Consider the following 26,088-nt stretch of genomic DNA (forward strand, 5'->3'; position numbering starts at 1 on the left):
CCGGTTGGGATGACGGGTGCCTTTCAAAAGGCGGCACCTGTAATTGCGAGCAGACAAATTACTGAAAAAAGCGGCCTGTGTCTTTATCCCTTCTCATACATAAAGGCCTGCAATGACTGTTTCTTTGAAATCGTGACCAGGTACTCAAACCCTCAGGGCCATTTTTAATAGCCAACGCCGGAGCAAGCCTCATTGATCCCATTCCGGCAAACTCGCCTGCCTGCGTAGCTGTCTCATGGGCGTACTGAAACTTTATCGGTTTCCGTCAGGAGGGTTCTGACCACAAGGTTGATCTGGTCAACGCTACAAACCGTAACTATCTGACACTGGTCTGGAAGCGGATTTGTGAATAGCATCACAACAACTCACTATCCGCTACTGCACCCGGTTACCCGTTCACCCGCTCCCGAGTTAAACCTTGCTGTCACTCGAACACTTTTTTGTTGTCGGCCCTGCCCCCGAAAGACTGGTTTCTGGCCAGTATGACCCCTGGTTGGTTGCCCTCTCCCTGTTTATCGCCATTGGCGCCTCTTATATGGCGATGACCCTTGCCGCTGCGGCGAGGCGGAGTCAATCCGTGTTCATGGAACGACTGCACCTGGTCAGTGGCTCTACATCGCTAGGGCTGGGTATCTGGTCCATGCACTTTATCGGCATGCTCGCGTTCCAGATGCCCACCCATGTCCATTATCACCCGGGCATTACGGTGTTATCGGCGGTGCCAAGCCTGATTGCTTCCTGGGTCACTCTCAGCCTGCTGTCGCGCCATGAACTCACCCCGGTCAGGCTGGTGGCCGGCGGGCTGGCCGTGGGTGCGGGTATCGGTGCCATGCACTACCTGGGTATGGCGGCCATGGAAATCGGCCCGGCGCTTCGCTATGACCCGGCGTTGTTTGCCATTTCCCTCGCTGTAGCCCTGGCCTTGGGCACCCTCGCGCTCTGGATCAGCTTCGGGTTGAGACACCAACACCGGCTGCGTGGCTACAAGCGGCGCCTTCTGGCAGGGACCGTTATGGGACTGGCCATTGCCGGCATGCACTACACGGCCATGGAGGCTGCCCGCTTTATCGGCACGCCCGCCGAGGACTTTCAGCCCGGCAGCCAGCGCCATACTGTGTTGGCCCTCGTTATTGCCTTTATCACTATTTCCTTCAGCCTGCTTGCGGCCGGTGTTAATGCCATCGCACGTTACCGCAGCCTGCTCCGGCACAGCCAGGAGGTTGCCAGCGAGTTGCAGGCAACGATGGATGCTGCAGTTGATGGCATCATCAAGATTTCGGATCAGGGCACCGTATTATCTTTTAACGAGTCGGCCGAACGCATACTGGGTTATCGAGCCCGTGAGGTGATTGGCCAGAACGTGAACATGCTGATGCCCAACCCCCACCGGGACGCCCACGATGGTTACCTGGCCAACTACCTGCGCACGGGAGAGCGCAAGATTATCGGCACCGGCCGGCGGGTAATGGCCCTGCACAAAGATGGGCACCAGGTACCGGTTCGCCTCGCCATTGGCGAGGCCCGCACGAATGGCAAGAGCACGTTCGTGGGCTTCCTCACAGACATTTCCGCGAGGGTGCGCATGGAGAACGAGCTGCGCCAGGCCAAGGAGGCTGCGGAGCAGGCTGCGGAGGCAAAGAGCAGCTTCCTCGCTAACATGAGCCACGAAATCCGCACGCCCATGAACGCCATCATCGGTTTCACGGATCTGTTACTCGACACAGGGCTGGACAGTTCGCAGGCGAAGCATCTGGGTGTTGTCAGTAAGTCAGCCCACAACCTGCTCGCACTGCTCAACGACATCCTTGATACAGCAAAGCTCGATGGCGGTCATACGATCCTTGAAGATAAAGATTTCTCCCTGCATAGCATCTGTGAGCAGATCGTTGCCACCCAGTCATTGAACGCAAAGCGTAAAGGGCTCTACCTGACCCTCAACTACCAGGCGCCGGAATACTTTCGTGGTGATCCGCTGCGAGTCCAGCAAGTCGTGCTCAACCTGGTGAGCAATGCCGTCAAGTTTACTGAGGAAGGTGGGGTCACCCTGACCGTCAGCCAGAACAACGATCACGGCGTCACCCTGGAAGTGACCGACACCGGGATTGGTATCTCCGCCGACCGGATTGACCGGATTTTCGAACCCTTCACCCAGGCCGATGCCAGCATGACCCGGCGCTTCGGAGGCACCGGCCTGGGTACGACTATCGCCAGGCAGCTTACCGAACTGATGGACGGGCGAATCTCCGTGGACAGCACACCCGGAGCCGGCACCCGCTTTTGTGTTGACTTGCCACTGCCCCCGGGCGAGGCCGTTGCGGAAGAGGCACGGGCTGAGCAGGAAACGCCCCTGCCACCGCTGACTGTGCTGGTGGCAGACGATGTCACCCAGAACCTGGACCTGCTTGAAACATTGCTCGAGCAACGCAAGCACACCGTGGTGACTGCACAAAACGGTGCGCAGGCCCTCGCCTGTTACCAGGCGCAGAAATTTGATGTGGTACTGATGGATGTCCAGATGCCGGAAATGAATGGTCACGAGGCCACTGAAGCCATCCGTCAGTACGAAACAGACCAGCAACTTCCCCGCACGCCAGTGATCGCCCTTACCGCCAGTGTGCTGGAAGACGACCGACGGGACGCCACGGCAGCCGGGATGGACGGCTTCGCCACCAAGCCGATTAACCTGCCGGAATTGACCGCGGAAATCGCCATACAGCTTGGTCTTGAGCCCGTCTCCCACCATGCCCTTGCGACCGGGCAAGAAGGTGTGGTGGACAATGCGATGATTGATCAGCTCTGGCCAGACAGTCGTATCCACTTGCGTTCGGCCCGACAATTTCTGACGTCACCTCCAAATCAGCCAGCGTCATTGCGACAGCAATCGGATGCCAGCCAGGCCCGGGAACAGGCACACAGGGTCAGGGGAACTGCGGCAAATCTGGGTTTAACCCGCCTTGCACGAAGCCTGGCGACCATCGAGCTGACCATTCAGCAGGGTGAGTCCGTCAGTGAACTGCACTGGCAGCAACTGGAGGAACAATTCACAGCTGCCCGACAGTGGCTGGACCGTCAGCCGGATGCCAACGAGCCGGGGGACCAGGTGAACAAACAGCCACCCAATGCAAGCGCGATCGACCAGTTGGTCGCACAGCTTGATCAAGGGGAAATACCGGACCAGGCCCTGGCTCTGATCACTGCCACCCTGCCCGACCCCGAGCGCGATGAGGCAATCAGCGCTCTGTCTGACTTCGAGCCAGAAAAAGCCGCCCGAATACTGTCCCGTTTCAACGAGACCCGATGAGAAAAGCCATGCTGACCGACACCCGAACCCTTCTGCTTGTCGACGATGAACCTGCCAACCTGCAGGTGTTGCGCAATATCCTTTCGGACCAGTACCGCCTGCTGTTTGCCCGGGATGGCGAGAGAGCCCTGCACCTGGCCTGCACCGAGGCACCGGACCTGATCCTCCTCGATGTCATGATGCCGGGGCTGAGCGGGTATGAGGTCTGCGAAGCACTGAAGGCAAATGACAGCACAAACCGGATTCCGGTGATCTTCGTAACGGCCCTGTCGGATGTGGATGACGAGGCCCGGGGCTTCCACCTTGGTGCGGTGGACTATATTACCAAGCCGGTGCGAGCGCCCATCGTTCTTGCCAGGGTGCAAAATCACCTTTCCCTGGTGCGTGTGGATGAACTGGTGGAAACACGCCTGGCGGTGGTGCAGCGGTTGGGGCGAGCCGCTGAATACAAAGATAACGAAACCGGCCTGCACGTCATACGCATGAGCCATTTCTCGAAATTGATAGCGCTTACCGCGGGACTGGGACAGACCTGGGCCGATACCCTGCTCAATGCCGCGCCCATGCACGACGTGGGCAAGATCGGCATTCCGGATGCCATCCTGCAGAAGCCTGGCAAACTGGACGCCGATGAGTGGGCCATTATGCAGAGCCACGCTGAAATCGGCGCCGAGATCATAGGCGAAGACGGCTCCGCACTACTGGACATGGCCCGGGAAGTCGCCCTGTGCCACCATGAAAAATGGGATGGAAGCGGCTATCCGCGAGGCCTCAGTGGCGACGATATTCCCATGTCTGCCCGCGTCGTGGCCATTGCCGATGTCTTCGACGCCCTCACCAGCGAGCGCCCCTACAAAAAAGCCTGGCCCATTGAAGAGGCAACACAACTGATCCGGGAACAAGCCGGCAAGCACTTTGACCCAACCCTCGTGGAGGCATTCTTTCAGTGCCTGCCGGAGATCTTGCAAGCCCGTGATCGCTGGCAGGAATAGCCAGGGAACTGTAGCTGATCTTCACTGAGGTACAGCACTAACCCCAAGCCAGTCTTCCAGGTCCTGGTTCGGCTTCTCGTGACGGAACCTGGCGTAGAGCTCGATTCCCTGACGGTCTTCCAGGACATCAACCTGGACACCTTTGTCCCGCAGTTGGGTCTCTGTGCCGGATGCATTGGTGACGTCACCCACGACAACCCGTGGAAATCCCCGCATGCTGATCAGCGTTGCACAGACCTTGCAGGGGCTGAGGCTGGTGTAAAGGGTGGTCCGGCTGAAATCGATGCGGCCCGCGTCGCGGATAGCCGACGTCTCTCCGTGATTGTAGGGGTGATTTTCCTGAACCAGTGTATTGTGCCCCTTGCCCAGGATTTCACCTGTGGTGCTGTCCACGATCACCGCGCCAATGGGGCAACCACCCTCATCGTAGCTCTTGCGCGCCAGCCGGACTGCAATTCGCATGAAGTCGGCGTCTGTCAGGTTCGCGTTGAAGCTACTGTCCATAAGTACCGGCAGGCTTCTGGTTGGCATATGAGCGATGGCTTCCAACGCTGCCTCGGTTACCGGCGATGCTTGTTCAAGCAGGGGTTTTATCACGATATGAGCCTCCTGGACTTTGCAGCATCGCAGTGGTTCCCAACACCTGTTGCTGCAGACTTGGCTATGGGTGCTTTCTGAAGAGATAGTGGAAGATCAGGAGACAAAGGGGAAGAGCGTTTAACAATCTTCAACAGTTTGAACGGAGATGACGATCTTCTGGGCTTAGAGGGAAGTTAATAGATAGAAGCGACAAAAAACGTCGTCACAACGATTTGTTACAAAAACACGGTTCAGCAAAAGACCGACGTTTCCGTATAACCGGGCGCCTCAGTACCCCGGATACCGCTCCCAAAGCCCATCAGCGTCCATATCAGAATGCCACTCCCGGCAGGTCCACAAATCTGAAGCGACGGCCTCGATAACCTCCCGAAGTTCCAACGGCGCCAGCCACCGTTGCGGAATCACATGGGTACCGAGCATGGCGCCAAGGATATTCCCGGTGATAGCTCCCGTGGAGTCTGAATCTCCATCGTGATTGACTGCCATCACAATGCCCTGCTCAAAACTTGCGGCCACCAGGGCACAATAAACAGAAATTGCCAGTGCTTCCTCGGCTACCCAGCCCTCGCCCAGCTCACGGACTGCAATGTGTGGTGGCTTGCCAGAGTGGCTCAGTTCAACTGCATTCTCCAGGGCCGCCAAAGTCTCCTCGTGACCGGGCGCTGCCTCCAGTAACGTCCTGGCGGTACTCAGGGCGTCCAGCAGTGTTTGATCGTTCAATAACTCAAAGATCAAAACGGCCAGCACGCCACCTGTCAGATACCCGCTGGGATGGCCATGGGTGAGGCCAGCGCACATACAGCCATCTTCAAATACCCTTTCCAGCCCGGAGCTACCCTTGAAGGTGCGCCAGAACAGTCCAACCGGAGCCACCCGCATTACCCCGCCGCAACCCTTGCTGTCATTGCTGGCGGTTTCGGGAACGCCCGGCTAACCACTGAGACTTGAAGCGGTGGATCCGGTTGTGGCCCTTGCCGCCTTTGAGTTGCGACGGGATATGACCACAACCGGGATTTTCCGGTCTATCGAGCCTTGGTCTGACGGGTCCGTTTCAGCCCCTGCTTGAGCGTGGCTTCAATCTCTTCCCGCAGCCACGCCGGTTCAAGAATATCGCAGTGTACCGCCTGGGCGGTGAGCCACCAGCGCAAGTCCTGGGTGTCGCCCACGGTGACGCCGATTTCGAAGGTCTTATCGTCAATCTCGTTAGTGATCTGATCAAATCCCAGCGGAGATTCGATCAGGTGGTTCAGCACCGGTTTATCGCAACGTAACTTCAGGTAGACCGGCTCGTCGGATTTCAGAATGCCCATGGCACCGGTGTGGATGTACAAATCCAGGTCAAAATCTTCCGGGCGGTCGATAAATTCTTCCACCACTTCACCGGCTGTCGCCCTGTGCAGCACCAGCTGACGTATCCCTTCCCTGCCTTCGATGGTGCCGATCAGATACACGTTTGGGTCCCGGAAGATGAGCCCGAACGGATGCACCACAATCTCCTCCGGCTCCGGCCAGCTGCGGGCCTGGTACGTGAGTTTGCATTGATATTCCCGGAGTAAGGCCTCGGTGACCGCTTCCAGAACATCCGCATCAACGGTTGGGCGAGCCCCTCCCAGCCCCCGGTTGATCACCCGGACCCGGTCGGGCCATTGGCCCAGGGGGTTCTTTTCACGCAGCAGTGTGCGGTGGGCTTCATCGAAGTGGGGCTTGAGGTGAGACAGGGCCCTCGGTGGCAGCATCGGGGACAGGTAGGCCCGGGCCAGCTCGAAGGTGAGTGCGGCTGGCAGATCCAGTGCCGGGATGATGTCCATGGTGGCATTGCGGTCGAACGACCAGCGGTAAGGCCGGGAGTTTTCGTCTACCAGCAGGGGGAAATCCGTACTCAGTTTTTCCAGGTCCCGCTGGATAGAGCGCATGGTCACCGAGAAGCCCTGCTCTTCCAACCGGCTTGCCAGTTCGGTGGTGGTAATAGACCTTGGATACCGGGGCACCATCCGGAGCATGGTGAGATAGCGAACGGCCGTGTTGGACATAGCGGGATCCTTGCGTGCGGAAACATTTTAGCGACTTTAGATGTCGTTTTACTTTATCCAACATTGGACACGCAAACCACTCACCTACTCTTTCCTGAGGGTAACAAGGCCCGGTTACTCCATGATGCGGGAGGCCCACTCGGGTGCGTCCTTGACAAAGATCTCCCAGGCAACGTCCTTCCCTGAGGCAATTCGGGCATCGGCAACAAGTCAATCAATACCAAGGACCGGCACTTTATAAACTAACCATTTGCTGCGAAGATCAATATGGTTTTTAGGCACATGTAAATCCTGGTGGAGCCGGTCGGGGATGTTTTTCCCGGACCGACTCCAGGGCATCAGAGCTGGCAGGCGCGTAAAAGAACAAGAGGAAAAAACGATGCGCAGATGGAACGGCTGGGGTGACGACAGTATCCAGCCCCAACTCCCGGAGAATGGCCTCACCTTCCTCAAGGACCGCATTGGCGCCGCTACTCGCCTGCCCCAGGCCATACTCGAAGACGTCATCAGCAAGGTGCCGCCCTCCCGGCTTCCCGATCAGCCGCTGATCTCCAGGGATCCCGAAACCCGCATCCGTCACGCTCGTGGCCAGAGCCTTCCGGACTGGCTCGCCATGCGCAGCGGCCATATACCAGCTTACCCGGACGGCGTTGCCCGTCCTGGCAACACCCACCAGGTCCGGGAACTGCTGCAACTCGCCCGGGATCAGGGTTTCCATGTCATTCCCTATGGCGGTGGCACCAGCGTCGCCGGACACATCAACCCGCTGGCGGGCGACACTCCCGTGCTGACCATCAGTATGGCCCGCATGAACCGCCTGCTGGACCTGGACACGGAAAGCCAGATTGCCACCTTCGGTGCCGGCACCCCCGGACCTCTGGTGGAATCCCAGCTACGCGCTCACGGTTACACCCTTGGCCATTTCCCCCAGTCCTTCGAGCTGTCCACCCTCGGCGGCTGGATCGCCAGCCGCTCCAGCGGCCAGCAGTCGCTGCGATACGGGCGTATCGAACAGCTTTTTGCCGGCGGCACCGTGGAAACCCTGCGCGGCAGTCTCCGCATCCCTACTCTGCCTGCCTCCTCGGCGGGCCCGGATGTGCGGGAAATGATCCTCGGTTCGGAAGGTCGGCTCGGCATTATCACTGAAGCCAAGGTGCGGGTGACACCGTTGCCCGAGCAGGAATCTTTCCATGTGATGTTCTTCCCCAACTGGACACTGGCGCGGGAAGCTGCCCGACGAATGGTGCAGGCAAAACTGCCCCTGTCCATGCTGCGTCTGAGCAACGAGGAGGAAACCAGAACCCAGCTCGCCCTGGCCGGCCACCCGGCACAGATCCGCCTGCTTGAAAACTACCTCGCCCTGCGCCGGGCAGGGTCAACAAAATGCATGATGACTTTCGGTATCACCGGTAGCCCTCGTCAGTGCCGGTTTGCCCGGGAAGAAGTCAGGCGATTATGCAAACCCTTCAGAGGCGTCTACATGGGCACCGGCATGGGCAGGAAGTGGGCCGAGAAACGATTCGCCATGCCCTACCTCCGGGAAACCCTGTGGGAACTGGGTTACGCGGTGGACACCCTGGAAACCGCCACCGACTGGGACAATGTGGATACCCTGATGGGGATGGTGGAGGACAACCTGCGCCACGGTCTGATGGAGTATAACCAGCCGGTCCATGTTTTCAGCCATCTTTCCCACGTCTATCCCCAGGGCAGCAGCATCTACACCACCTATGTATTTCCGGTGGCGGACAACTATCGCAATACATTCGCCCGATGGCAGCATCTGAAGGACACCACCTCCGCCCTCATCGTCAACAACCGGGGCACCATCTCCCACCAGCATGGCGTGGGCAAAGACCATGCGCCATGGTTGCCGGTGGAAAAGGGGGAGCTGGGCATGATGGCGATTCAGGGGCTGTTGGACACCTTTGATCCACGGGGGCTTCTCAACCCTGGCACCCTCATTGCCGGCAATGACACCGAAGACGGCGAACGGCCCGAGTCATGAGCATGACCGATCCCGCACCCCACTACGACGTGATTGTAATCGGCGGCGGCATCACCGGCGCTGGCGTGGCCCGGGAAGCCGCCGCAGCCGGACTGAAAACCCTGCTGGTCGAACAGCGGGATTACGCCTGGGGTACGTCCAGCCGCTCCTCCAAGATGATCCACGGCGGTCTGCGTTACCTGGCTGGCAGGCACCCGGGGCTGACACGGGACGCCGTGCAGGAACGCGAACGGTTGCTGGAACAGGTGCCGGGACTGGTGGATCGCATGCGCTACGTCATGCCCCACTATCGCAAGGCTTTTCCCGGCCCCAGGCTCTTTCAGAAGGTGCTGTGGCTCTATGACCGGCTGGCTGGAGCCCACACCCGGCAGCTGATTCCGGTCACTGAAATCCTGCAGTGGCTACCCGGCCTGGAGACCGAAGGACTGAAGGCCGCCTCCGCGTTTACCGACGCAGTGACTGACGACGCCCGGCTGGTGCTGCGGGTTCTCGACGAAGCCCGCGCCCTCGGCGCCGTTACCCGCAATTACACCCGCGCCACGTACGTCGAGAAACCCGATGATGCGCCCTGGAACATCACCATCGCTGATGATAGCGGCGAGAGCAGGCTGACGGCTGCCGTGGTGGTCAATGCCACCGGTGCCTGGGCCGAACACCTGTGGCGCGGGGAACACGGCAAGGAGCACATCCGTCCCCTGCGGGGCAGTCATCTGGTGGTGCCCTATGAACGACTGCCGGTATCGGTCTCGCTCACCCTGCAACACCCGGTGGACAAGCGCCCGGTGTTCCTCTTTCCCTGGCTGGGCTGCACGGTGGTCGGCACCACCGATCTTGACCATGACGATGACCTGTCCCTTGAGCCACATATCACGGAACCGGAGGTCGCCTATCTCTTGCAGGCCGTGGACAAAGCCTTCCCCAGCAGCCACGTGGACACCGGCGATATCCTGAGCACCTGGGCCGGCGTGCGACCGGTGGTGACCCGGGGAGGCTCCCGCTCTCCCTCTTCCGAGAGCCGTGAGCACGTTATCTGGAACGAGGGTGGCCTGATCTCGGTGGCAGGGGGCAAACTGACCACCTTCCGCCGGATTGCCAGGGACGTCCTGCTGATCGGAGCCCCCCACCTGCAGGATATGGTGTTGCAGGACGATGACGCCCCCGTGTTCCAGCCCACTGCCCCCATGGCCCTCCCCCGGGCAATCCCGCACCTGACCTGGCGCCGGCTGCAGGGTCACTATGGGCACTGGTTACCACAGGTACTGTCCGCAGGGCCCCTGGACCGCATCGCGGGCACCGATTACCTGTGGGCCGAGGTGCACTGGGCCGTAACAGCGGAGTCGGTTGTCCACCTGGATGATCTGCTGCTTCGCCGCACGCGACTGGGCCTGTTGTGTCCCGACGGTGCCAGCGACCTGCTGCCGGAGATCCAGAGGCGGCTGGCGCCGGAGATGAACTGGTCGGACACGCAATGGCGGCAGGAAATCGATCGTTACCGGCAGCTCTGGCGGTCGGCCTATTACCTGCCTGAGTCCATGGTGCCGTGATGAGCCAGCCACTGATCCTCGCCATCGACCAGGGCACCCAGAGCGTACGAGCCTTGCTGTTCGATGCCTCCGGCGCTCTCGTGGGCCGGGGCTATGAGCCCATCGAGCCCTATTTTTCCGACCGCCCGGGGTGGGCAGAACAGCAACCGGACTACTTCTGGGACCACCTGGGGAAGGCCTGCCAATCGCTCTGGGCAAGTACCGATGCCAGGCCGGACCAGGTCGCCGGAGTGACCATCACCACCCAGCGCGGCACGGTGGTCACCCTGGACGACCAGGGCCAGCCCCTGCGACCGGCCATTCTCTGGCTTGACCAGCGCCACGCCGACATCCAGGAGCGGCTGCATGGCCCCTGGGGCTGGCTGTTCCGGGGCCTGAGGCTGGAAGACACCATTGATCAGTTTCGCCGCAATGCCCAGGCCAACTGGCTGATCCAGAATGAACCTGAAAACTGGCGCAGGACATGCCACTACCTGCTGCTGTCCGGCTACCTGGGTTACCGGCTCACCGGTCAGTTCCGGGATTCCACCGCGGCCCAGGTCGGCTACCTGCCCTTCGACTTCCGGCGCCACCAGTGGGCCGGAAAGCGGAACTTCAAATGGCAACTAATGCCTGTTCGCCGGGAGCAGCTGCCAGAACTGGTAAACCCCGGCGAACCCCTGGGAGAACTGACCTCTGAAGCGGCTAACCATCTTGGTGTGCCGTCCGGCCTGCCGGTCATCGCCGCCGCATCCGACAAGGCCTGTGAGGTCCTCGGCAGCGGCGGCACAGCCCCGGACATTGCCTGCCTGAGCTACGGCACCACTGCCACCATCAATGTCAGTAACCCCCGTTATGTAGAGCCCGTGCGGTTGATGCCACCCTACCCCTCTGCCATACCCGGGCACTATTCCACGGAAGTCATGATCTACCGGGGCTACTGGATGGTGAGCTGGTTCAAGCGTGAGTTCGGGCTGCGGGAACAGCGCATCGCGGAGCAACGCGGCATCCAGCCGGAAGCCCTGTTTGACGAACTGGTGGAGAGCGTCCCGCCCGGGTCCATGGGCCTGATGCTGCAACCCTACTGGTCACCGGGGGTAAGGCACCCTGGACCAGACGCCAAGGGGGCGATGATCGGTTTCGGGGACGTCCACACCCGCGCCCATATCTACCGGGCCATTCTGGAAGGTCTGGCGTACGCCCTGCGTGAGGGCAAGGAACGCATCGAACGGCGCAGCGGAACGCCGACCCGTTCCCTCAGGGTGGCCGGCGGCGGAGCGCGCAGTAACGCGGCCGTGCAGTTAACCGCGGATATCTTCGGTATGCCTGCGGAACGGCCGAACACGGCGGACGCCTCCGGCCTGGGTGCCGCCATTGTGGCCGCTGCCGGCCTGGGGCTGTACCCGTCGGTGCAGGCCGCTGCCCGGCAGATGACAGGTGTCGCAGAGGTGTTCGAGCCGGACCCGGCCGCGAGCAGGCTTTACGACGAACTCTACCGGGACGTTTACCTGCGCATGTACGGGCAACTGGCGCCCCTGTACCGGAATATCCGGCGGATTACCGGTTACCCCGAGTAACCGGGGCGCGTTCAGTCAACGGATTCGACAAAGGTTTCCAGGAAGGTCTGATAGTCCCGCTCAACACATTCGGCATAGTGGGTGGCGATCGCCAGCACCAGGGTCACGAACTCCTCCTCACGGTCTTCTGTCAGTCGGCTCAGGGTGTCTTCAAACAGGAACGGCGCCTCGGGATTGACCGCCCGGCTGGCCCGTTTGTGCTCGGTGGCCAGCACCTCGCCCCACAGGGCGGCCATCTTGCGGAACTCCTTCTTGCTGTCGAGCTTGTCCGTGGGGAAGTCATCCTTGAACGGCGAGCGTTCCCGCACCGAAAACACCTTGCCGTCCAGCTCCAGCCAGCCAAGATAGCGGTCGGGGTGCTCAGCCATGGCTTCGAAAGCGGCGGCGTGGCGGATGCCTTCATTGGCGTAGACCCTGTGGTAGGCCTTGCGCTCGGCATCCGTCATCGCCAGCAGCAGCGACGGGCCGTCCTGCTGTTTGATATCCAGGATGATGTCGTCATGATGAGTGCCGCTGTCACCCTCGATCAGGGCGTAGAAGCGGTCCGCACCCAGCGAGCCGGTACCAGCGTTGACGCGCCGTACCACGTCCTTGATCCGGTAAAACTCGTCTTGTCCCTCTTTTCGTTGAGCCCGGTAGGCTTCGAAGGCTTCCATGAACCGCTTGCGGGCAACCGGAGAGAGTCGTTTCAGTTTGGGATGCATGGCATCGAATACCCGCTTGCCGTTTTTCTGCAAACGGGTCCACTTGTCCAGCATTTTTTTGCGGCCCTTCTTGCGTTCCACTTTACCGAGAAACTTCTTCAGGGGCTTGCCGGCCGTGTCGGCAGTGAAGTGGACTTCCTTGCCCAGATCCTTCTCCCGGTACCGGGTAGCGGTCGTCAGGTAGCTTTCCACCAGGGTTTCCAGAGCCTTGCGGCCGGCTTTCTCGTGGAAATTGCCGTTGGCCCGGGTATCCAGCACCAGGCTCACGGCCAGGCGCCAGAGGTCGTACTGATAGTCGCTGACCACCGCATCATCAAAGTCGTCCAGGCCATAGATCACCTCGCCTTCATGGTTGGCAAAGGCGCCGAAGTTGTAGACGTGGGCATCCCCCTGGATCCAGGTCTGGGTGCCGGGCACACCACCGAACAGGGAAAACCGCCAGTCGTTGTACATGTCCTGCCAGAACAGGTGACTGGTACCACGAAAAAACCGGTAGGGGGATTCGGCCATGGCCGCGAACTTTTTCTCCCGGGACGCCTGGTCCAGATCATCGTTATTGTCGGCAATCGCCTGGATGACCTGCTGATCACGGTTATGTAGTGTCAGGTCTTTGATCATTGTAGGATTCCGGTCAGTGAGTGCAGAACAGATAGAAACTGGTCACAGCCTAACACAGCCCCTGTGAACGCCAAGGGCGCACACACTATGGGCAGGATTGTCGATCGAGAAATCGGCAGAAAGGAATTGCCCGCGGTTTACGACGATTTCCATGTCATCAACCCCCGGCGCCAGTTCGAGAGCGAGACTCGTCGCGAGCTGATGGCCCAGCCAGTGGACAGTCTCCCGGACGGGGCACTAGAAAGTGTGCACATACCAACTATGCTCGTATAACCGTCAGGCAAATCGGCCGGTGGTATTTTGATCAATTCTTGGAGTTACCAGTAATGCCGGATAAACAGAGGCCCAATTGGCGGGAGGTGCCTGTTACTGATACCGAACAGCAACAGTATTCACTCAACCAGGGCGAGAGAAAATTCTATGAATTGATAGAAAGCCTGCCGATGGTCGCTGTGCAGGGTTATAACCGGAACCGTGAGGTTATCTACTGGAACGAAGCCAGCCGGCGCCTGTACGGTTACACTCGGGAAGAAGCCCACGGACGGTTGCTGGAAGATCTGATCATTCCGGACCATATGCGTGAAGGCGTTATTCAGGCGCACCACGAATGGATTGAGAATAATGTCAGCATTCCATCGGAAGAACTGGAACTGAAGCACAAGCATGGACACCCGGTGCCGGTTTACTCCAGCCATGTAATGATCAAGGAGGATACCGGTGAATGCGAAATGTTCTGCATTGACATCAGCCTGGAAGAGCAAAAGAAAGCCAGGGAGCAGTTGTACCGCACGGCGTCCTTCGACGACCTGACCGAACTGCCCAACCGCCGCTTTATGGAAGCGGAGCTGACCGCCCGGCTCGACGAAGCAGCCCGAAAGAATGGCCAAGTGGCGGTGGTCTTCATTGACCTGGACAACTTCAAGCTGATCAACGACACCCTCGGTCATCACCAGGGCGATCGGCTTTTAAAGGCTGTCGCGGAAGCCCTGAAACAGGAAGTGCGGGGTGCCGACCTGCTGACTCGTTTCGGGGGTGATGAGTTTGTCCTGCTGCTGTTCGATTTCAACGGACCCGAGGGTATCCACGAACTGCTGGGGCGCCTGATACGAATCCTCGATCGCGGGTTTATCCTGGACGGAGACAGTTACCAGGTAACGGCCAGTTTCGGCATCAGCCTGTTTCCCGACAATGGAACAACCAGCGTTGAACTCATGGGTAACGCCGATGCGGCTATGTACCAGGCCAAGGAAAAAGGTAAAAACAGCGTCTGCTTTTTCACACCGGACATCAATCACCGGCTTACATACTACCAGAACATCACGACACGACTGCGTAACGCCATCGCCACCAATTCGCTGCAATTGCACTTTCAGCCGCAGATTGACCTTGTACACGGCGGCATGGATTCCTGCGAGGCATTGCTCCGATGCGTTGACGAAAATGGACAGGGTATCTCGCCGGCAAAATTCATACCCGTTGCAGAGAAATCAGGACTGATCAACCGGATCGGCGACTGGGTCCTGGAAGCCGCCTGCAAGCAACTCCAAGCGTGGCAAGGCACAGCCCTGGAAAATACCCGCATCGATATCAACCTGTCGGGAAAACAGCTGAACAACCCCCGGCTGGCCGATCACATTCTGGAGACACTCACGCACTACGGGCTCAGACCAGACCAGTTGGGGCTGGAACTGACCGAAAACGAAGTCTTTGGCAGCGAAAACGAACACATCCAGCAACTTGAAACGCTGAAGCAGGCCGGGGTCCATATCTCCATTGACGATTTCGGCACCGGTTATTCGTCACTGGTTTATCTCCGCAAACTGCCGGTGTGCAGTATCAAGATCGACCGCAGCTTCCTGCAACACGCCATCAGCAATGAAAGCGACATGGCGATCATGAATGCCATCATTACGGTGGGCCATACCCTGGGTCTCTCTGTCGTCGTCGAGGGCGTCGAGACCTATGAGCAGCATTCGATAGTACGAGACCTGGGGTGCGACCTGGCGCAGGGGTACCTTTACGCCCGCCCGATGCCCGCAGCCCGGATGCCGGTCTTCATAGAAGGTTTGAATACCTGAACACCCGGTTGGGCTAAACCCGAATGCCGGGTGTGGAGGCAGCCGCTATAGGCGTCACCCTCTGGATCAAAACGAGAAAAGGAATCGTATAATCGAAAAATGGAGGCGCGGGTCGGAATCGAACCGGCGTACACGGAGTTGCAGTCCGCTGCATAACCACTCTGCCACCGCGCCGGAAAAGCCATTTGAAGGGGCTTTCTGCTCTCAGGTGGGCGTTGAGAGACTTGGATAGTACTTTCCAACCGGCGGAACCGGAGAGAAATTGGAGCGGGAAACGAGATTCGAACTCGCGACCCCAACCTTGGCAAGGTTGTGCTCTACCAACTGAGCTATTCCCGCTCTTCGTCTTGAGGCATTGCCTCGTCAACGGCTGCGTATTCTACGGATTCCGGTTCCGCCGTCAACACTTTTTTATCAAGTTTCTGTTTTGTCAGGTATTGTGGTGAAATTTCAGCCAGGGTTCGAGGCTGGTTGTTGCAAGGTTCGGATTGCACCCCTGCAACGTGGCTGACATTACCTTAAGCTCGCGATCCGCTATCATTGATGCATCAGCTATTTTCAATACGGGAGTGATGGATGCCGACAATCGGCAACCTGACGATTGAAAGGGACACCCTGATCCTGACCGAGGATTGGGTCCTCGCCCATTTCAGCCAACTCAGACCACAGGTCCAGACAGCATTAGCCAACGCCGGGGCGACCGACCATTCTGTCGACTGGTCCGGGCTCGGCCGGCTCGACAGTGCCGGGGCTGCCCTGATCGCGGAATTGCTGGGCAGTGACCGCCTGACTGCGCTGGCCGAATCTGACACCGACCTTGCGCCGGAACGCCGGGAGCTCCTGCTTGCCGTGGCCCGGGCCACCTCGGGCCTGGAAGTCGACCCCGTCAGCCAGGCTCCGACCTTGCGAGAATCCCTTGCGCGGGTCGGGCGCGGCATGTCTGAGTTCTATCGCGGGCAGAAACTGCTGGCGGGCTTTATAGGCCTGACGCTCACTGCACTACTGGCCATTGTGCCCCGCCCCAGGCGCTGGCGGTTGACCTCGCTGGTGGCCCACATTCAGTCCACCGGGCTCAACGCACTCCCCATTGTCGCCCTGCTGACCTTCCTGGTGGGTGCGGTGGTCGCCTTCCTTGGCGCCACCGTCCTGGAAAACTTTGGCGCTACGATCTACACCGTGCACCTGGTCTCCTACGCCTTTTTGCGGGAATTCGGGGTGGTTCTGGCCGCCATCCTGCTGGCTGGTCGGACAGCCAGCGCGTATACCGCCCAACTGGGCTCAATGAAGGCCAACCAGGAAGTGGATGCGCTAAGGGCGAGCGGTCTTGACCCAATGGAAATGCTGGTGCTGCCAAGGGTGTTGGCCATGATGATCAGCCTCCCCTTCCTGACCTTTGTGGGCATGCTGTCCGGTATCCTGGGCGGCATGCTGGTTTGTTTCTTCAGCCTGGATATTTCTGTCACGCAGTTCCTGACAATCCTGGAACGGGATATACCCCTGAATCATTTCCTCGTTGGTTTGGGCAAGGCACCGGTGTTTGCCTTCGTGGTAGCGGTCATCGGCTGCCTGGAAGGGCTGAAAGTCAGTGGCAGCGCCCAGTCCGTGGGCGAACACACCACCTCCAGCGTGGTGCAGTCCATCTTCATGGTGATCCTGCTGGATGCTATCGCCGCTTTATTCTTTATGGAGATGGGCTGGTAATTATGGCGCCATTGATTGAAGTCCGGGGACTGGTAAACCGTTTCGGTGATCACACGGTCCATGATGACCTGGACCTGGACGTCTACCCGGGAGAGATCCTGGGCGTTGTGGGCGGCTCAGGGACCGGCAAGTCGGTTTTGCTGCGCAGCATTATCGGTTTGCGACAGGCCAGTGGCGGCACCATCCGCGTTTTCGGCCAGGATCTGCAGGAGCTGTCTGCACAGGACCGTTCCCGGGTCGAGCAGCGCTTCGGCGTTCTGTTCCAGACCGGCGCCCTGTTTACCTCGCTCAACCTGCAGGAAAACGTTGCCCTGCCGCTGATTGAACACACAGGCCTGAGTCGCAGTGATGCCGAACACCTTGCCCGAATGAAGCTGGCACTGGCGGGCTTGCCCGCGCAGGCGGCATGGAACTACCCTTCGGAGCTGTCCGGTGGCATGGTCAAGCGGGCGTCACTCGCCCGTGCCCTGGCCCTGGACCCGGAGGTTCTTTTCCTCGACGAACCGACCGCTGGACTGGACCCGATCAGCGCTGCTGCTTTTGACAGGTTGCTTCGCACCCTCCGTGATGCGCTTGGTTTCAGCGTATTCCTGGTGACCCATGACCTGGATACGCTCTACACGACCTGCGACCGGGTGGCCGTGCTGGCCAGGGGCAAGGTGCTGGTCGCTGACTCACTGGAACAGGTAGAGGACAACCCGGACCCCTGGATACAGGACTATTTCCACGGTCCGCGGGGCCGTGCCGCCGCAGACGCCCACCAACGCCTGGGCAGGGAGGATTACTGACGTGGAACCCAAGGCTCACCATGTACTGATCGGCCTATTCACCGTTGTCACCATCGCCGCCATTCTGCTGTTTGCACTCTGGCTGGGGGACCGTGAAGGCAACCGCGAGTATGGCTGGTACGAAATCGGCTTCCGCCAGGGGGTCAGCGGACTCGCCGAAGGCAGCCCGGTTCAGTACAGCGGCATTGAAGTCGGTGACGTGGCCGAACTGACACTGGACCCGGAAGACCCCAGCCACGTGCTGGCCCTGATTCGGGTCTACCAGGATATTCCGGTACGGGAGGATACCCGCGCGACGCTGAGCCTGGCCAACATCACCGGCGCCATGACCATTCAGCTATCCGGCGGTTCGAAAGGCAGTGCTGTGCTCGGTGGCGACCGACAGGACCCACCCTATATCGAAGCCGAGCCCTCACAGTTCAGCGCATTAATGAGCAGCAGCGAGAACCTGTTTCGGCGCGCAGACGACTTTCTCACCAGCGCCAACCGCTTTCTCTCCGAGGAAAATGCTGAAAACCTTACGACAACCCTGGAAAACTTTCGCGTTGCCTCCGATGCCATGGTTGCTGAACGGGATAATCTCAACCGTGCCCTGGTCACCGTCTACGAGGCCGCTGCCCGGGCAGAGGCCACCTTTGAGCGCTATGAAGGTCTGGGCAATTACCTCGACAGCCTGCTAAAGCAGGAAGGTAAGCCCATGCTTGCCTCAGCCCGGCAGGCGGCCGAATCCCTCGAACGGGCCACCACCCGTATCGACACCCTGGTGGCCGACAACGAAGGCTCCGTCGGCCAGGGACTGCAGAGCCTGGGTGAACTGGCCCCGGTCATGCAGGAGTTGAGAACCACCCTGCGCAACCTGCGCCTGCTGACCCAGCGACTGGAAGAGGACCCCGGCAAGGCATTGCTGGGACAGGACCCCATTCAGGAGATCTCACCATGACTCCCACCGGTATGCCCCTGCGCGGCCTTCCCGGACACTTGCTCAAAGCCACGCTGCTGGCAGCGATCTCAGTCTCGCTCACCGCCTGTAGCGTTGCCCTGTTTCCTGACAAGCAGCCCCAGCGCCAGTTCACGCTGCCGTATCAGTTCGAGGCGGACCGTGCACCTGGACCGGCGAACAGTAACCTGCCTGTCCTGAAGGTCGAGAGACCGCAGGCCAGTGGCTTGCTTGGTGGTAAGCGCATTGTCCTGGAGGTTCAGCCCAACGAGTTGGCTGCGTACAGTGCCGTGCGCTGGACAACCGATGTTCCGGGACTCCTGCGGGATCACCTTGTGCAGGCCCTGCGGGCGGATGGCCGGTTGGGTACGGTGGTGTCCGATGCCAGTGGTGCCGGCAGCCAGGTGACCGTCAGTTCGGCCTTGCTCAGTTTCCAGGAGGACCGAACCGGTCCACGGAATGCGGTTCACCTGCACCTTCAAGCGCAGCTGATCGAAAATGGCAGCCGCAAACCGCTGGCCACCCGGGACTTCAGGGTCAAAGTACCGTTAGGTGAACAATCCATCGAGGGCTCGGTAGCGGCGTTCGGACGTGCCGCCGACCGGCTTGCGGCCGAGGCTGCTGACTGGATTGCCAGCTCCCTCGCCGAAAACTGACCCGGTTTACTCGCCCTGAGCTTTCTCCGGGAACAGGTCCGGCCAGGCGGCCTGCAGATACAGGACCATGGACCAAAGGGTCAGCACCGCCGCCAGGTAGAGCAGTCCCGTGCCGAGCCAGGCAACGACCACCCCGGGCGGAACAGCCAGTAACATGATAATGGATACCATCTGAGCCGTGGTCTTGATCTTGCCGATGTAGGACACCGCGACACTGGCACGGCTGCCAACCTCGGCCATCCACTCCCGCAGGGCGGAGATCACGATCTCCCGGCCAATGATGACCATGGCCGGGATGGTCAGCACAAAGCTGGCATGCTCCTCGATCAGTACCGTCAGCGCCACCGCCACCATCAGCTTGTCTGCCACCGGATCCAGGAACGCGCCAAACGGTGTCGACTGATCCAGCTTGCGGGCCAGGTAGCCATCCAGCCAGTCTGTGGCGCCGGCAACGGCAAAGATAGCGGCACTGACCACGTAGCTCCACTGGACGGGCAGGTAGAAAATCGCCACGAAGACCGGAATCATCACGATCCGGGACAGGGTGAGGATATTGGGCAGGTTCATGGATTCGTTACTCATCGTGTAATGCGGCGTAGATGGATTCAGCCAGGGTCTTGCTGATGCCCTGAACCTTCGCTATTTCGTCAACACCGGCGTCTCGCAGCGTCCTGACGCTACCAAAGTAGCGGATCAGGTCCCGGCGGCGCTTGGGCCCGACCCCTTCAATCCCTTCCAGCGCTGACTGTCGGCGCTTCTTGTCCCGGCGCGCCCGGTGGCCGGTAATGGCAAACCGGTGACTCTCGTCCCGGATATGCTGGATCAGGTGCAGTGCTGGCGAGTCTGGCGGCACCCGGAAGACCCGACCAGTCAGGGCGTCAATCAGCTGCTCCATCCCTGCCCGGCGGGTGACCCCCTTGGCCACGCCAATCAACGGAATATCCCGGATATGCAGTTCCTCGAACACTTCCCGGGCCATTCTCAGCTGGCCCTTGCCGCCATCGATCAACACCAGGTCCGGGCGTTTGCCTTCCCCGTTAACCATTCGGCGATAGCGACGGGTCAGCACTTGCTTCATGGCGGCGTAGTCGTCACCCCCGGTGATGCCTTCAATATTATAGAGCCGGTAATCGCTTTTGAGCGGGCCATTCTCGTCGAAAACCACACAGGATGCGACCGTGTTTTCGCCGTGGCTATGGCTGATATCGAAACATTCCATGCGGGACGGAGTTTCGGGCAGGTCCAGCAGGTCCCGCAACGCCAGCAGCCGACGGTAGACGGTTTCCTTGCTCGCAAGGTGGGTCAACAGGGTCTGGCGGGCGTTGGTCTGCGCCAGCTCCAGCCATTTGCGGCGTTCGCCACGAACGTTCTGGCGAACGCGGGTTTCCCGCCCTGCCTGCTCGCTGAGGGCCTGGGCAAGCAGTTCATGTTCGTCCGGCATGGCCGTTACCAGCACGTCACGGGGAATCTCCCGGCGGGTGGCGCTGCCAAAATAGAACTGGCCCAGGAATGCCGACAACAGTTCCTCATCCGACTGTTCCAGCGAGAAGCGGGGAAAGTAATCCTTGGTACCGAGCACGCGGCCACCGCGTACGATAATGACGACCACACAAACGATACCCGCGTCCTGGGCCATGGCAATGACATCTGCATCGCCGCCCTCACTGTCGATCGCCTGCTGTTCCTGCACGTGGCGCAGATGATTGATCTGGTCGCGACAGGTGGCAGCCTTTTCAAATTCAAGGTTGGCGGCGGCCTGTTCCATGGTGTCCATCAGGTCACGGATAATGGCCGGGTTCTTGCCCTCCAGGAACATGGTGGCGTGGCGCACGTCAGCCAGGTAATCCTCCGGGATGATATGGCCGACACATGGCGCGGTACAACGGTTGATCTGGTATTGCAGGCAAGGTCGGTTTCGGTTCTTGAAATAACTTTCAGAACAATCCCTTATACGGAATATCTTTTGCAGAATATTAAGACTTTCCTTCACCGCCCCGGAGCTGGGATAGGGGCCGAACCAGGTGCCTTCCCCCTTGCGGGTCCGGCCGCGGCGGAAGGTTAGCGACGGGTAGTCGCTATGACCTGACAGGTAGATATAAGGGTAGGATTTGTCATCCCGCAACAGGATATTATAGGGCGGCCGCTCCGACTTGATCAGGTTCTGTTCCAGCAGCAACGCCTCGGTTTCGCTACCGGTAACCGTGACCTCGATATGGTGAATGCGGGCGACCAGGGCAGCGGTCTTGGGAGCGAGTCCGGACTTACGGAAATAACTGCCGACCCGTTTCTTCAGGTTGCGGGCCTTGCCCACATAGAGCATGTTACCGCTGTCGTCGTACATGCGGTAAACGCCCGGGCGCTCCGTAAGTCGCTTGAGGAAGGCCTTGCTGTCAAATCCCTTCTCGTTGCTGTCCTGCGACGGGGTATCAGACCTTGTCGGCATCAAGCAACCCGAATCGAACCGCCATAAGCGCCAGTTCCACATCACTGGAGATTTCCAGCTTCTCAAAGATGCGGTAACGGTAACTGTTTACCGTTTTCGGGCTCAGGCAAAGCTTGTCGGAAATATCCTGTACCTTCTGGCAATCCACCACCATCATGGCAATCTGAAGCTCGCGCTCGGAAAGGCGGTCAAAGAGGGACTCTTCGGCGTCGTCGGCATCACCCCCGAGCTGTTTGAGGGCCATCTTCTGGGCAATTTCGGGGCTGATGTAACGCTGCCCGGCGTGGGCCTTGCGGATGGCACGAACCATCTCGTCCAGGTCCGCCCCCTTGGTGATGTAAGCGGTAGCCCCTGCCTGCATGACCCGGGTTGGATAGGGATCATCGGCGCACGCCGTTACCACGATCACCCGTATGGAATCATCCAGGCGCAGAATCTTGCGGGTCGCTTCCAGGCCGCCGATACCCGGCATGCGGATATCCATGAGAACGATGTCAGGGCGTCTCTGACGGACGGCATCGATGGCGCCCTCCCCTGATGAGGCCTCACCCACCACGTCAATGTCCGGGTTATCGGCCAGCATACGGGAGATCCCGGAACGAACCAGGTCATGGTCGTCTACAACGAGTACGCTGATCAATGTTCACCTCTCGCTACCAGTCGATCAATGCCTGGGTGTCCAACCATTGTATGCCGCCGATTGTACCGCCTGCCGGAATCAGCGAATAGCCTGCACATCACTATCTTCCCATGTCGCCAGTTAAGCAGGTTCCCGATCATCACCAGGCGTCGATGAACCGGTCACTCCGGTCATAACCCTGCCGACTTTCCGCCGGCGAAGACTCGAGTCCCCGGATAACCCAGCGCCGGGTCTCGGCGGGGTCGATGACCGCATCGATCTCCAGGAAGCTGGCCATGTTCATGCCCTTGCCGTGCTCGTAGGCCTTGGCCACCATTTTTTCGAAGGCTGCCTGGCGTTCGTCGGGGTCTTCAATGGCTTCAAGCTCCTTGCGGTAACCAAGCCGGACCGAGCCTTCCAGTCCCATAGCGCCAAACTCACTGCTGGGCCAGCCAATGGTAAACATCGGCGAATGGAAGCTGCCTGCCGCCATGGCCTGGGCACCCAGCCCGTAGCCCTTGCGCAGCACCACCGTAAAGAACGGTACCCGAAGCTTGGCGGCGGTGACAAACATCCTGGACACATGCCGCACGGTAGCTTCCTGCTCGGCGTCCGGCCCGACCATAAAGCCAGGGGTGTCACACAGTGACACAATGGGCAGTCCGGCGATATCGCAAAGCTGCATGAACCGGGCAGCCTTGTCTCCTGACACCGCATCGAGAGCCCCACCCAGTACGGCCGGGTTATTGGCCATCAGGCCAAATGGACGGCCTTCGATACGAACCAGGGCAGTAATCAGCCCGGGTGCAAACTCCCGCCGCAACTCGGTCACCGAACCGTCGTCCGCCAGGGTTTCGATGACCCGGCGGATGTCATAAACCCGTAGCCGGTTCTCGGGGATCAGGTGTCGCAGCAAGCGCTGGTCCGTCGCTTCCCAGTCATTCGCATCGCCCTGGAGGTACGACAGGTACTGCCTGGCCACTGATACAGCTTCAGCCTCATCCTCCACCAGGATATCAATCACGCCGTTAGGCCCTTGCACGGATACAGGCCCGACTTCCTCCGGCGTGAAACGGCCCAGGCCGCCGCCTTCAATCATGGCGGGGCCGGCCATGCCAAGGGTGGCATCCTTTGTCGCGATAATGACATCACAGCAACCCAGTAATGCCGCGTTACCGGCAAAGCACCGCCCGGAAACGATCCCGATCAGAGGTACCTTGCCAGACAGGCTCGCCATGGCGGTAAAGGTATGACAATCAAGCCCCGCTACACCCATGTGGTCTGTGTCACCGGGACGACCGCCGCCGCCCTCGGCAAACAGGATCAGCGGCAGCCGCCAGCGGTCTGCCAGCTGCAACATGCGGTCGGTTTTCTTGTGGTTCATCATGCCCTGGGTGCCGGCAAAGACTGTGTAGTCGTAGGACATCACCATGCAGCGGGCCGCGTCCGGACCGACACGGTCCCGGTTTACGGTACCCAGGCCGGCGATCAGTCCATCCGCCGGGCTGGATTCCATCAGCTCATCCATGGGTACCCGCCTGCGGCGGGCAGCCAGCGCAAGGGCTCCATATTCGGTGAAGCTGCCGTCGTCCATCAAATCGAGGATATTCTCCCGGGCCGTGCGCTGGCCGGTCTTGCGCCGCTTGGCTACGGCCTTGGGGCGACGGTGATCCTGCAGCCGGTCATGGCGCTCCAGCACCTCGGCAAGGTCATCGCGGATCAGCTCCAGGTCCCAGCTTTCTTCCGTGAGCACGTCCTCTGCCACCGTGCCATCGGTCGAGAGATGGAACATGGCCTCCCCTTCTTTCAGGGTGGCGCCCTCTTCTGCGATGACTGCCGCAACCTGGCCGGTGTCGCTGGCCTTGACCTCGAATTCCATTTTCATGGACTCAACAATAGCCAGCACCTGCCCCGGAACAACCGAGTCCCCGGACGACACTGCAACCCGGACAACGGTGCCCTGCACCGGGGTGTTAACGGCCGCCTGGCCTGCAGGCAATTCCGGCTCAATGGACCGACTGACAGGGGCGTCCTGGGGGCCCTTCTGCTGGTCGAAAAAGTAACGGGGATGGGCATCGTCACTGGTATCGGCAAGCTGCGACAACTGCTGCTCCACCAGGGCGGTCGTAACGGACCAGTCCGCCACTTCCGGCAACCGGGCCAGGTTGCGAAGGAACTCAAGGTTCGTATCAATGCCCTCCACCCGGAACTCACACAGGGCCCGGTAGGTCTTGCGCATCAGCTCCTTGAGGGAGCCCTGCCCGGAAACTACCAGCTTGGCAAGCAGCGAATCGTACCCGCCGGTATTCTGGTAGCCGGCGTAGCCGGCGCCGTCCACCCGGATTCCCGGCCCGCCAGGCGGCTCATAGATCGACAGGGTGCCAGCAGCAGGCATTGCCTGACCTTCCGGACCCTGGGATTCCATATTGATACGCACCTGGACGGCACTGGCGGCGCCCGGGTCGGCTGGTGTGTTCGCCAGCCCCAGCTGACGCAGTGACTGACCGGCTGCCAGGGCCAGTTGCACGGCGACCAGGTCCTGGCCACTGATGGCCTCGGTCACGGTATGCTCGACCTGGAGCCGGGGGTTGGCTTCCATGAACACGAAGTCACCGGTATCTGCGTCGAGCAGGAACTCAATGGTGGCCAGGCCCTGCAACCCCGCCGCCTTCGACATGGCCAACGCAGCATCGATCATGCCCTCTCGCTGGTCCCTGGAGAGATGCGGTGCAGGCGCCAGCTCCACCAGTTTCTGTCGCCGCCGCTGCAGGCTGCAATCCCGGTCCCAGAGGTGAGAGACTGCACCCCACTCGTCACCCAGCACCTGCACCTCAATATGACGGGCGTTGACCAGCAACCGTTCGGCGTACAGTGAGTCGTTGCCAAAGGCACGGCTGGCCTCCCGCTGGCAGGCCTGCCAGGCCTGCTCCAGTTCGTCAGCACTGAAAACCGGCCGCATGCCGCGCCCGCCGCCGCCAGCAACGGCCTTGAGCATCATGCCAGCTGCCTCGCCATGCTCCGCCTTGAGAGTCCGAAGGAAATCCGCCGCTTCTGCCAGGGTTATCTCGCCATTGGTGCCGGTTGCCAGGGGCACCTTGCACTCCATCGCCAGGTCCCTGGCCCGGGCCTTGTCCCCCAGCAGGGCCAGGCAATCCGCCGATGGCCCGATAAAAACCAGGCCTGCCTCTTCGCAACGACGACTGAAGTCGGCATTCTCACTGAGGAAGCCATAGCCAGGGTGTATGGCATCACAGCCCTCTGCCCGGGCAAGCTTGACCAACTGTTCTGCGTCCAGGTAAGCCGCTACGCCCTGCCCGCTGAGCGCCACGGCATGATCCACCCGGCGGACATGCAGGGACTGGGCATCATCCGGCGCGTAGACCCCAACGGAGCGAATGCCGGCCTCGGACAGGCTGCGGGCGATACGGATGGCGATCTCGCCACGGTTGGCGATAAGGACACTACGAAAACTGGCCATGGGTATGCTTCCATTTATTGTTGATTAGCCACCTG

17 protein-coding genes, 2 tRNA genes and 1 pseudogene are annotated in these 26,088 nt (G+C 60.2%); 10 read left to right on the forward strand and 10 right to left on the reverse strand.

Features of this window, described 5'->3' with window-relative positions; all coding sequences use genetic code 11:
- Positions 1-418 precede the first annotated feature (418 nt).
- On the forward strand, positions 419-3,301 hold the full coding sequence (locus MLC59_RS02915) for an MHYT domain-containing protein (RefSeq protein WP_345799743.1): 2,883 nt from the start codon (positions 419-421) through the stop codon (positions 3,299-3,301).
- Positions 3,302-3,309: 8 nt separating this feature from the next.
- Positions 3,310-4,293, forward strand: a complete 984-nt coding sequence (locus MLC59_RS02920) for an HD-GYP domain-containing protein (RefSeq protein ID WP_248230837.1) — start codon at positions 3,310-3,312, stop codon at positions 4,291-4,293.
- Between the two features lie 21 nt (positions 4,294-4,314).
- Here MLC59_RS02920 and MLC59_RS02925 read toward each other — a convergent pair whose 3' ends face one another.
- From MLC59_RS02925 to MLC59_RS02935, 3 genes and pseudogenes are all read right to left on the reverse strand, one after another.
- Positions 4,315-4,890, reverse strand: coding sequence for a nucleoside deaminase (locus MLC59_RS02925; RefSeq protein ID WP_248230709.1), 576 nt, complete (start codon positions 4,888-4,890; stop codon positions 4,315-4,317).
- Positions 4,891-5,160: 270 nt separating this feature from the next.
- Positions 5,161-5,799: pseudogene (locus MLC59_RS02930) on the reverse strand (ADP-ribosylglycohydrolase family protein); the annotation flags it as partial.
- Between the two features lie 116 nt (positions 5,800-5,915).
- On the reverse strand, positions 5,916-6,923 hold the full coding sequence (locus MLC59_RS02935; RefSeq protein ID WP_248230711.1) for a helix-turn-helix transcriptional regulator: 1,008 nt from the start codon (positions 6,921-6,923) through the stop codon (positions 5,916-5,918).
- Positions 6,924-7,302: 379 nt separating this feature from the next.
- Here MLC59_RS02935 and MLC59_RS02940 point away from each other — a divergent pair, with 379 nt between their 5' ends.
- From MLC59_RS02940 to MLC59_RS02950, 3 genes are read left to right on the forward strand one after another with little or no spacing between them, the layout of a single operon-like run.
- Complete coding sequence (locus MLC59_RS02940; protein ID WP_248230712.1) at positions 7,303-8,931, forward strand: FAD-binding oxidoreductase; 1,629 nt, start codon at positions 7,303-7,305, stop codon at positions 8,929-8,931.
- 2 nt (positions 8,932-8,933) lie between these two features.
- On the forward strand, positions 8,934-10,475 hold the full coding sequence (locus tag MLC59_RS02945; RefSeq protein ID WP_248230713.1) for a glycerol-3-phosphate dehydrogenase/oxidase: 1,542 nt from the start codon (positions 8,934-8,936) through the stop codon (positions 10,473-10,475).
- The gene (locus MLC59_RS02950) at positions 10,475-12,031 is read left to right on the forward strand and encodes an FGGY-family carbohydrate kinase (RefSeq protein WP_248230714.1); all 1,557 of its coding nucleotides are present in this window, start codon (positions 10,475-10,477) and stop codon (positions 12,029-12,031) included. The genes MLC59_RS02945 and MLC59_RS02950 overlap by 1 nt, the downstream gene beginning before the upstream one ends.
- 11 nt (positions 12,032-12,042) lie before the next feature.
- Here MLC59_RS02950 and MLC59_RS02955 read toward each other — a convergent pair whose 3' ends face one another.
- Positions 12,043-13,353: a DUF2252 domain-containing protein gene (locus tag MLC59_RS02955; protein ID WP_248230715.1), complete on the reverse strand. Its 1,311-nt coding sequence runs from the start codon at positions 13,351-13,353 to the stop codon at positions 12,043-12,045.
- A gap of 326 nt (positions 13,354-13,679) precedes the next feature.
- Between MLC59_RS02955 and MLC59_RS02960 the strand changes: the two genes are divergently transcribed.
- Positions 13,680-15,431: a putative bifunctional diguanylate cyclase/phosphodiesterase gene (locus MLC59_RS02960; RefSeq protein WP_248230716.1), complete on the forward strand. Its 1,752-nt coding sequence runs from the start codon at positions 13,680-13,682 to the stop codon at positions 15,429-15,431.
- Between the two features lie 100 nt (positions 15,432-15,531).
- Here the strand turns inward: MLC59_RS02960 and MLC59_RS02965 are convergent.
- Together MLC59_RS02965 and MLC59_RS02970 are read right to left on the reverse strand one after the other, a co-directional pair.
- Positions 15,532-15,605, reverse strand: a tRNA-Cys gene (locus MLC59_RS02965).
- A gap of 89 nt (positions 15,606-15,694) precedes the next feature.
- A tRNA-Gly gene (locus MLC59_RS02970) sits at positions 15,695-15,770 on the reverse strand.
- A gap of 237 nt (positions 15,771-16,007) precedes the next feature.
- On the opposite strand from MLC59_RS02970, the gene MLC59_RS02975 reads away from it, so the two are divergent.
- Genes MLC59_RS02975 through MLC59_RS02990 form a run of 4 tightly spaced genes read left to right on the forward strand, consistent with a single transcriptional unit; the run spans position 16,008 to position 19,513 of the window.
- Complete coding sequence (locus tag MLC59_RS02975) at positions 16,008-17,132, forward strand: ABC transporter permease (RefSeq protein ID WP_248230717.1); 1,125 nt, start codon at positions 16,008-16,010, stop codon at positions 17,130-17,132.
- A 2-nt stretch (positions 17,133-17,134) separates the two neighbouring features.
- A complete protein-coding gene (locus tag MLC59_RS02980; RefSeq protein WP_248230718.1) occupies positions 17,135-17,920 on the forward strand; it encodes an ABC transporter ATP-binding protein in 786 nt (261 codons plus the stop codon).
- 1 nt (position 17,921) lies between these two features.
- Positions 17,922-18,860, forward strand: coding sequence for an MlaD family protein (locus MLC59_RS02985; protein WP_248230719.1), 939 nt, complete (start codon positions 17,922-17,924; stop codon positions 18,858-18,860).
- Positions 18,857-19,513, forward strand: a complete 657-nt coding sequence (locus MLC59_RS02990; RefSeq protein WP_248230720.1) for an ABC-type transport auxiliary lipoprotein family protein — start codon at positions 18,857-18,859, stop codon at positions 19,511-19,513. The genes MLC59_RS02985 and MLC59_RS02990 overlap by 4 nt, the downstream gene beginning before the upstream one ends.
- A gap of 6 nt (positions 19,514-19,519) precedes the next feature.
- On the opposite strand, the gene pgsA is transcribed toward MLC59_RS02990, so the two are convergent.
- From pgsA to MLC59_RS03010, 4 genes are all read right to left on the reverse strand, one after another.
- The gene (gene pgsA, locus MLC59_RS02995) at positions 19,520-20,080 is read right to left on the reverse strand and encodes a CDP-diacylglycerol--glycerol-3-phosphate 3-phosphatidyltransferase (RefSeq protein WP_248230840.1); all 561 of its coding nucleotides are present in this window, start codon (positions 20,078-20,080) and stop codon (positions 19,520-19,522) included.
- 7 nt (positions 20,081-20,087) lie between these two features.
- Complete coding sequence (uvrC, locus tag MLC59_RS03000) at positions 20,088-21,956, reverse strand: excinuclease ABC subunit UvrC (RefSeq protein WP_248230721.1); 1,869 nt, start codon at positions 21,954-21,956, stop codon at positions 20,088-20,090.
- Positions 21,940-22,596: a UvrY/SirA/GacA family response regulator transcription factor gene (uvrY, locus tag MLC59_RS03005; protein WP_248230722.1), complete on the reverse strand. Its 657-nt coding sequence runs from the start codon at positions 22,594-22,596 to the stop codon at positions 21,940-21,942. Before uvrY ends, uvrC begins: the two co-directional genes overlap by 17 nt.
- A 139-nt stretch (positions 22,597-22,735) precedes the next feature.
- A complete protein-coding gene (locus tag MLC59_RS03010) occupies positions 22,736-26,053 on the reverse strand; it encodes a carboxyl transferase domain-containing protein (RefSeq protein ID WP_248230723.1) in 3,318 nt (1,105 codons plus the stop codon).
- Positions 26,054-26,088: the final 35 nt, after the last annotated feature.

Origin of the sequence: Marinobacter bryozoorum, from assembly GCF_023156245.1 — a bacterium.
GTDB classification, from domain to species: domain Bacteria; phylum Pseudomonadota; class Gammaproteobacteria; order Pseudomonadales; family Oleiphilaceae; genus Marinobacter; species Marinobacter bryozoorum.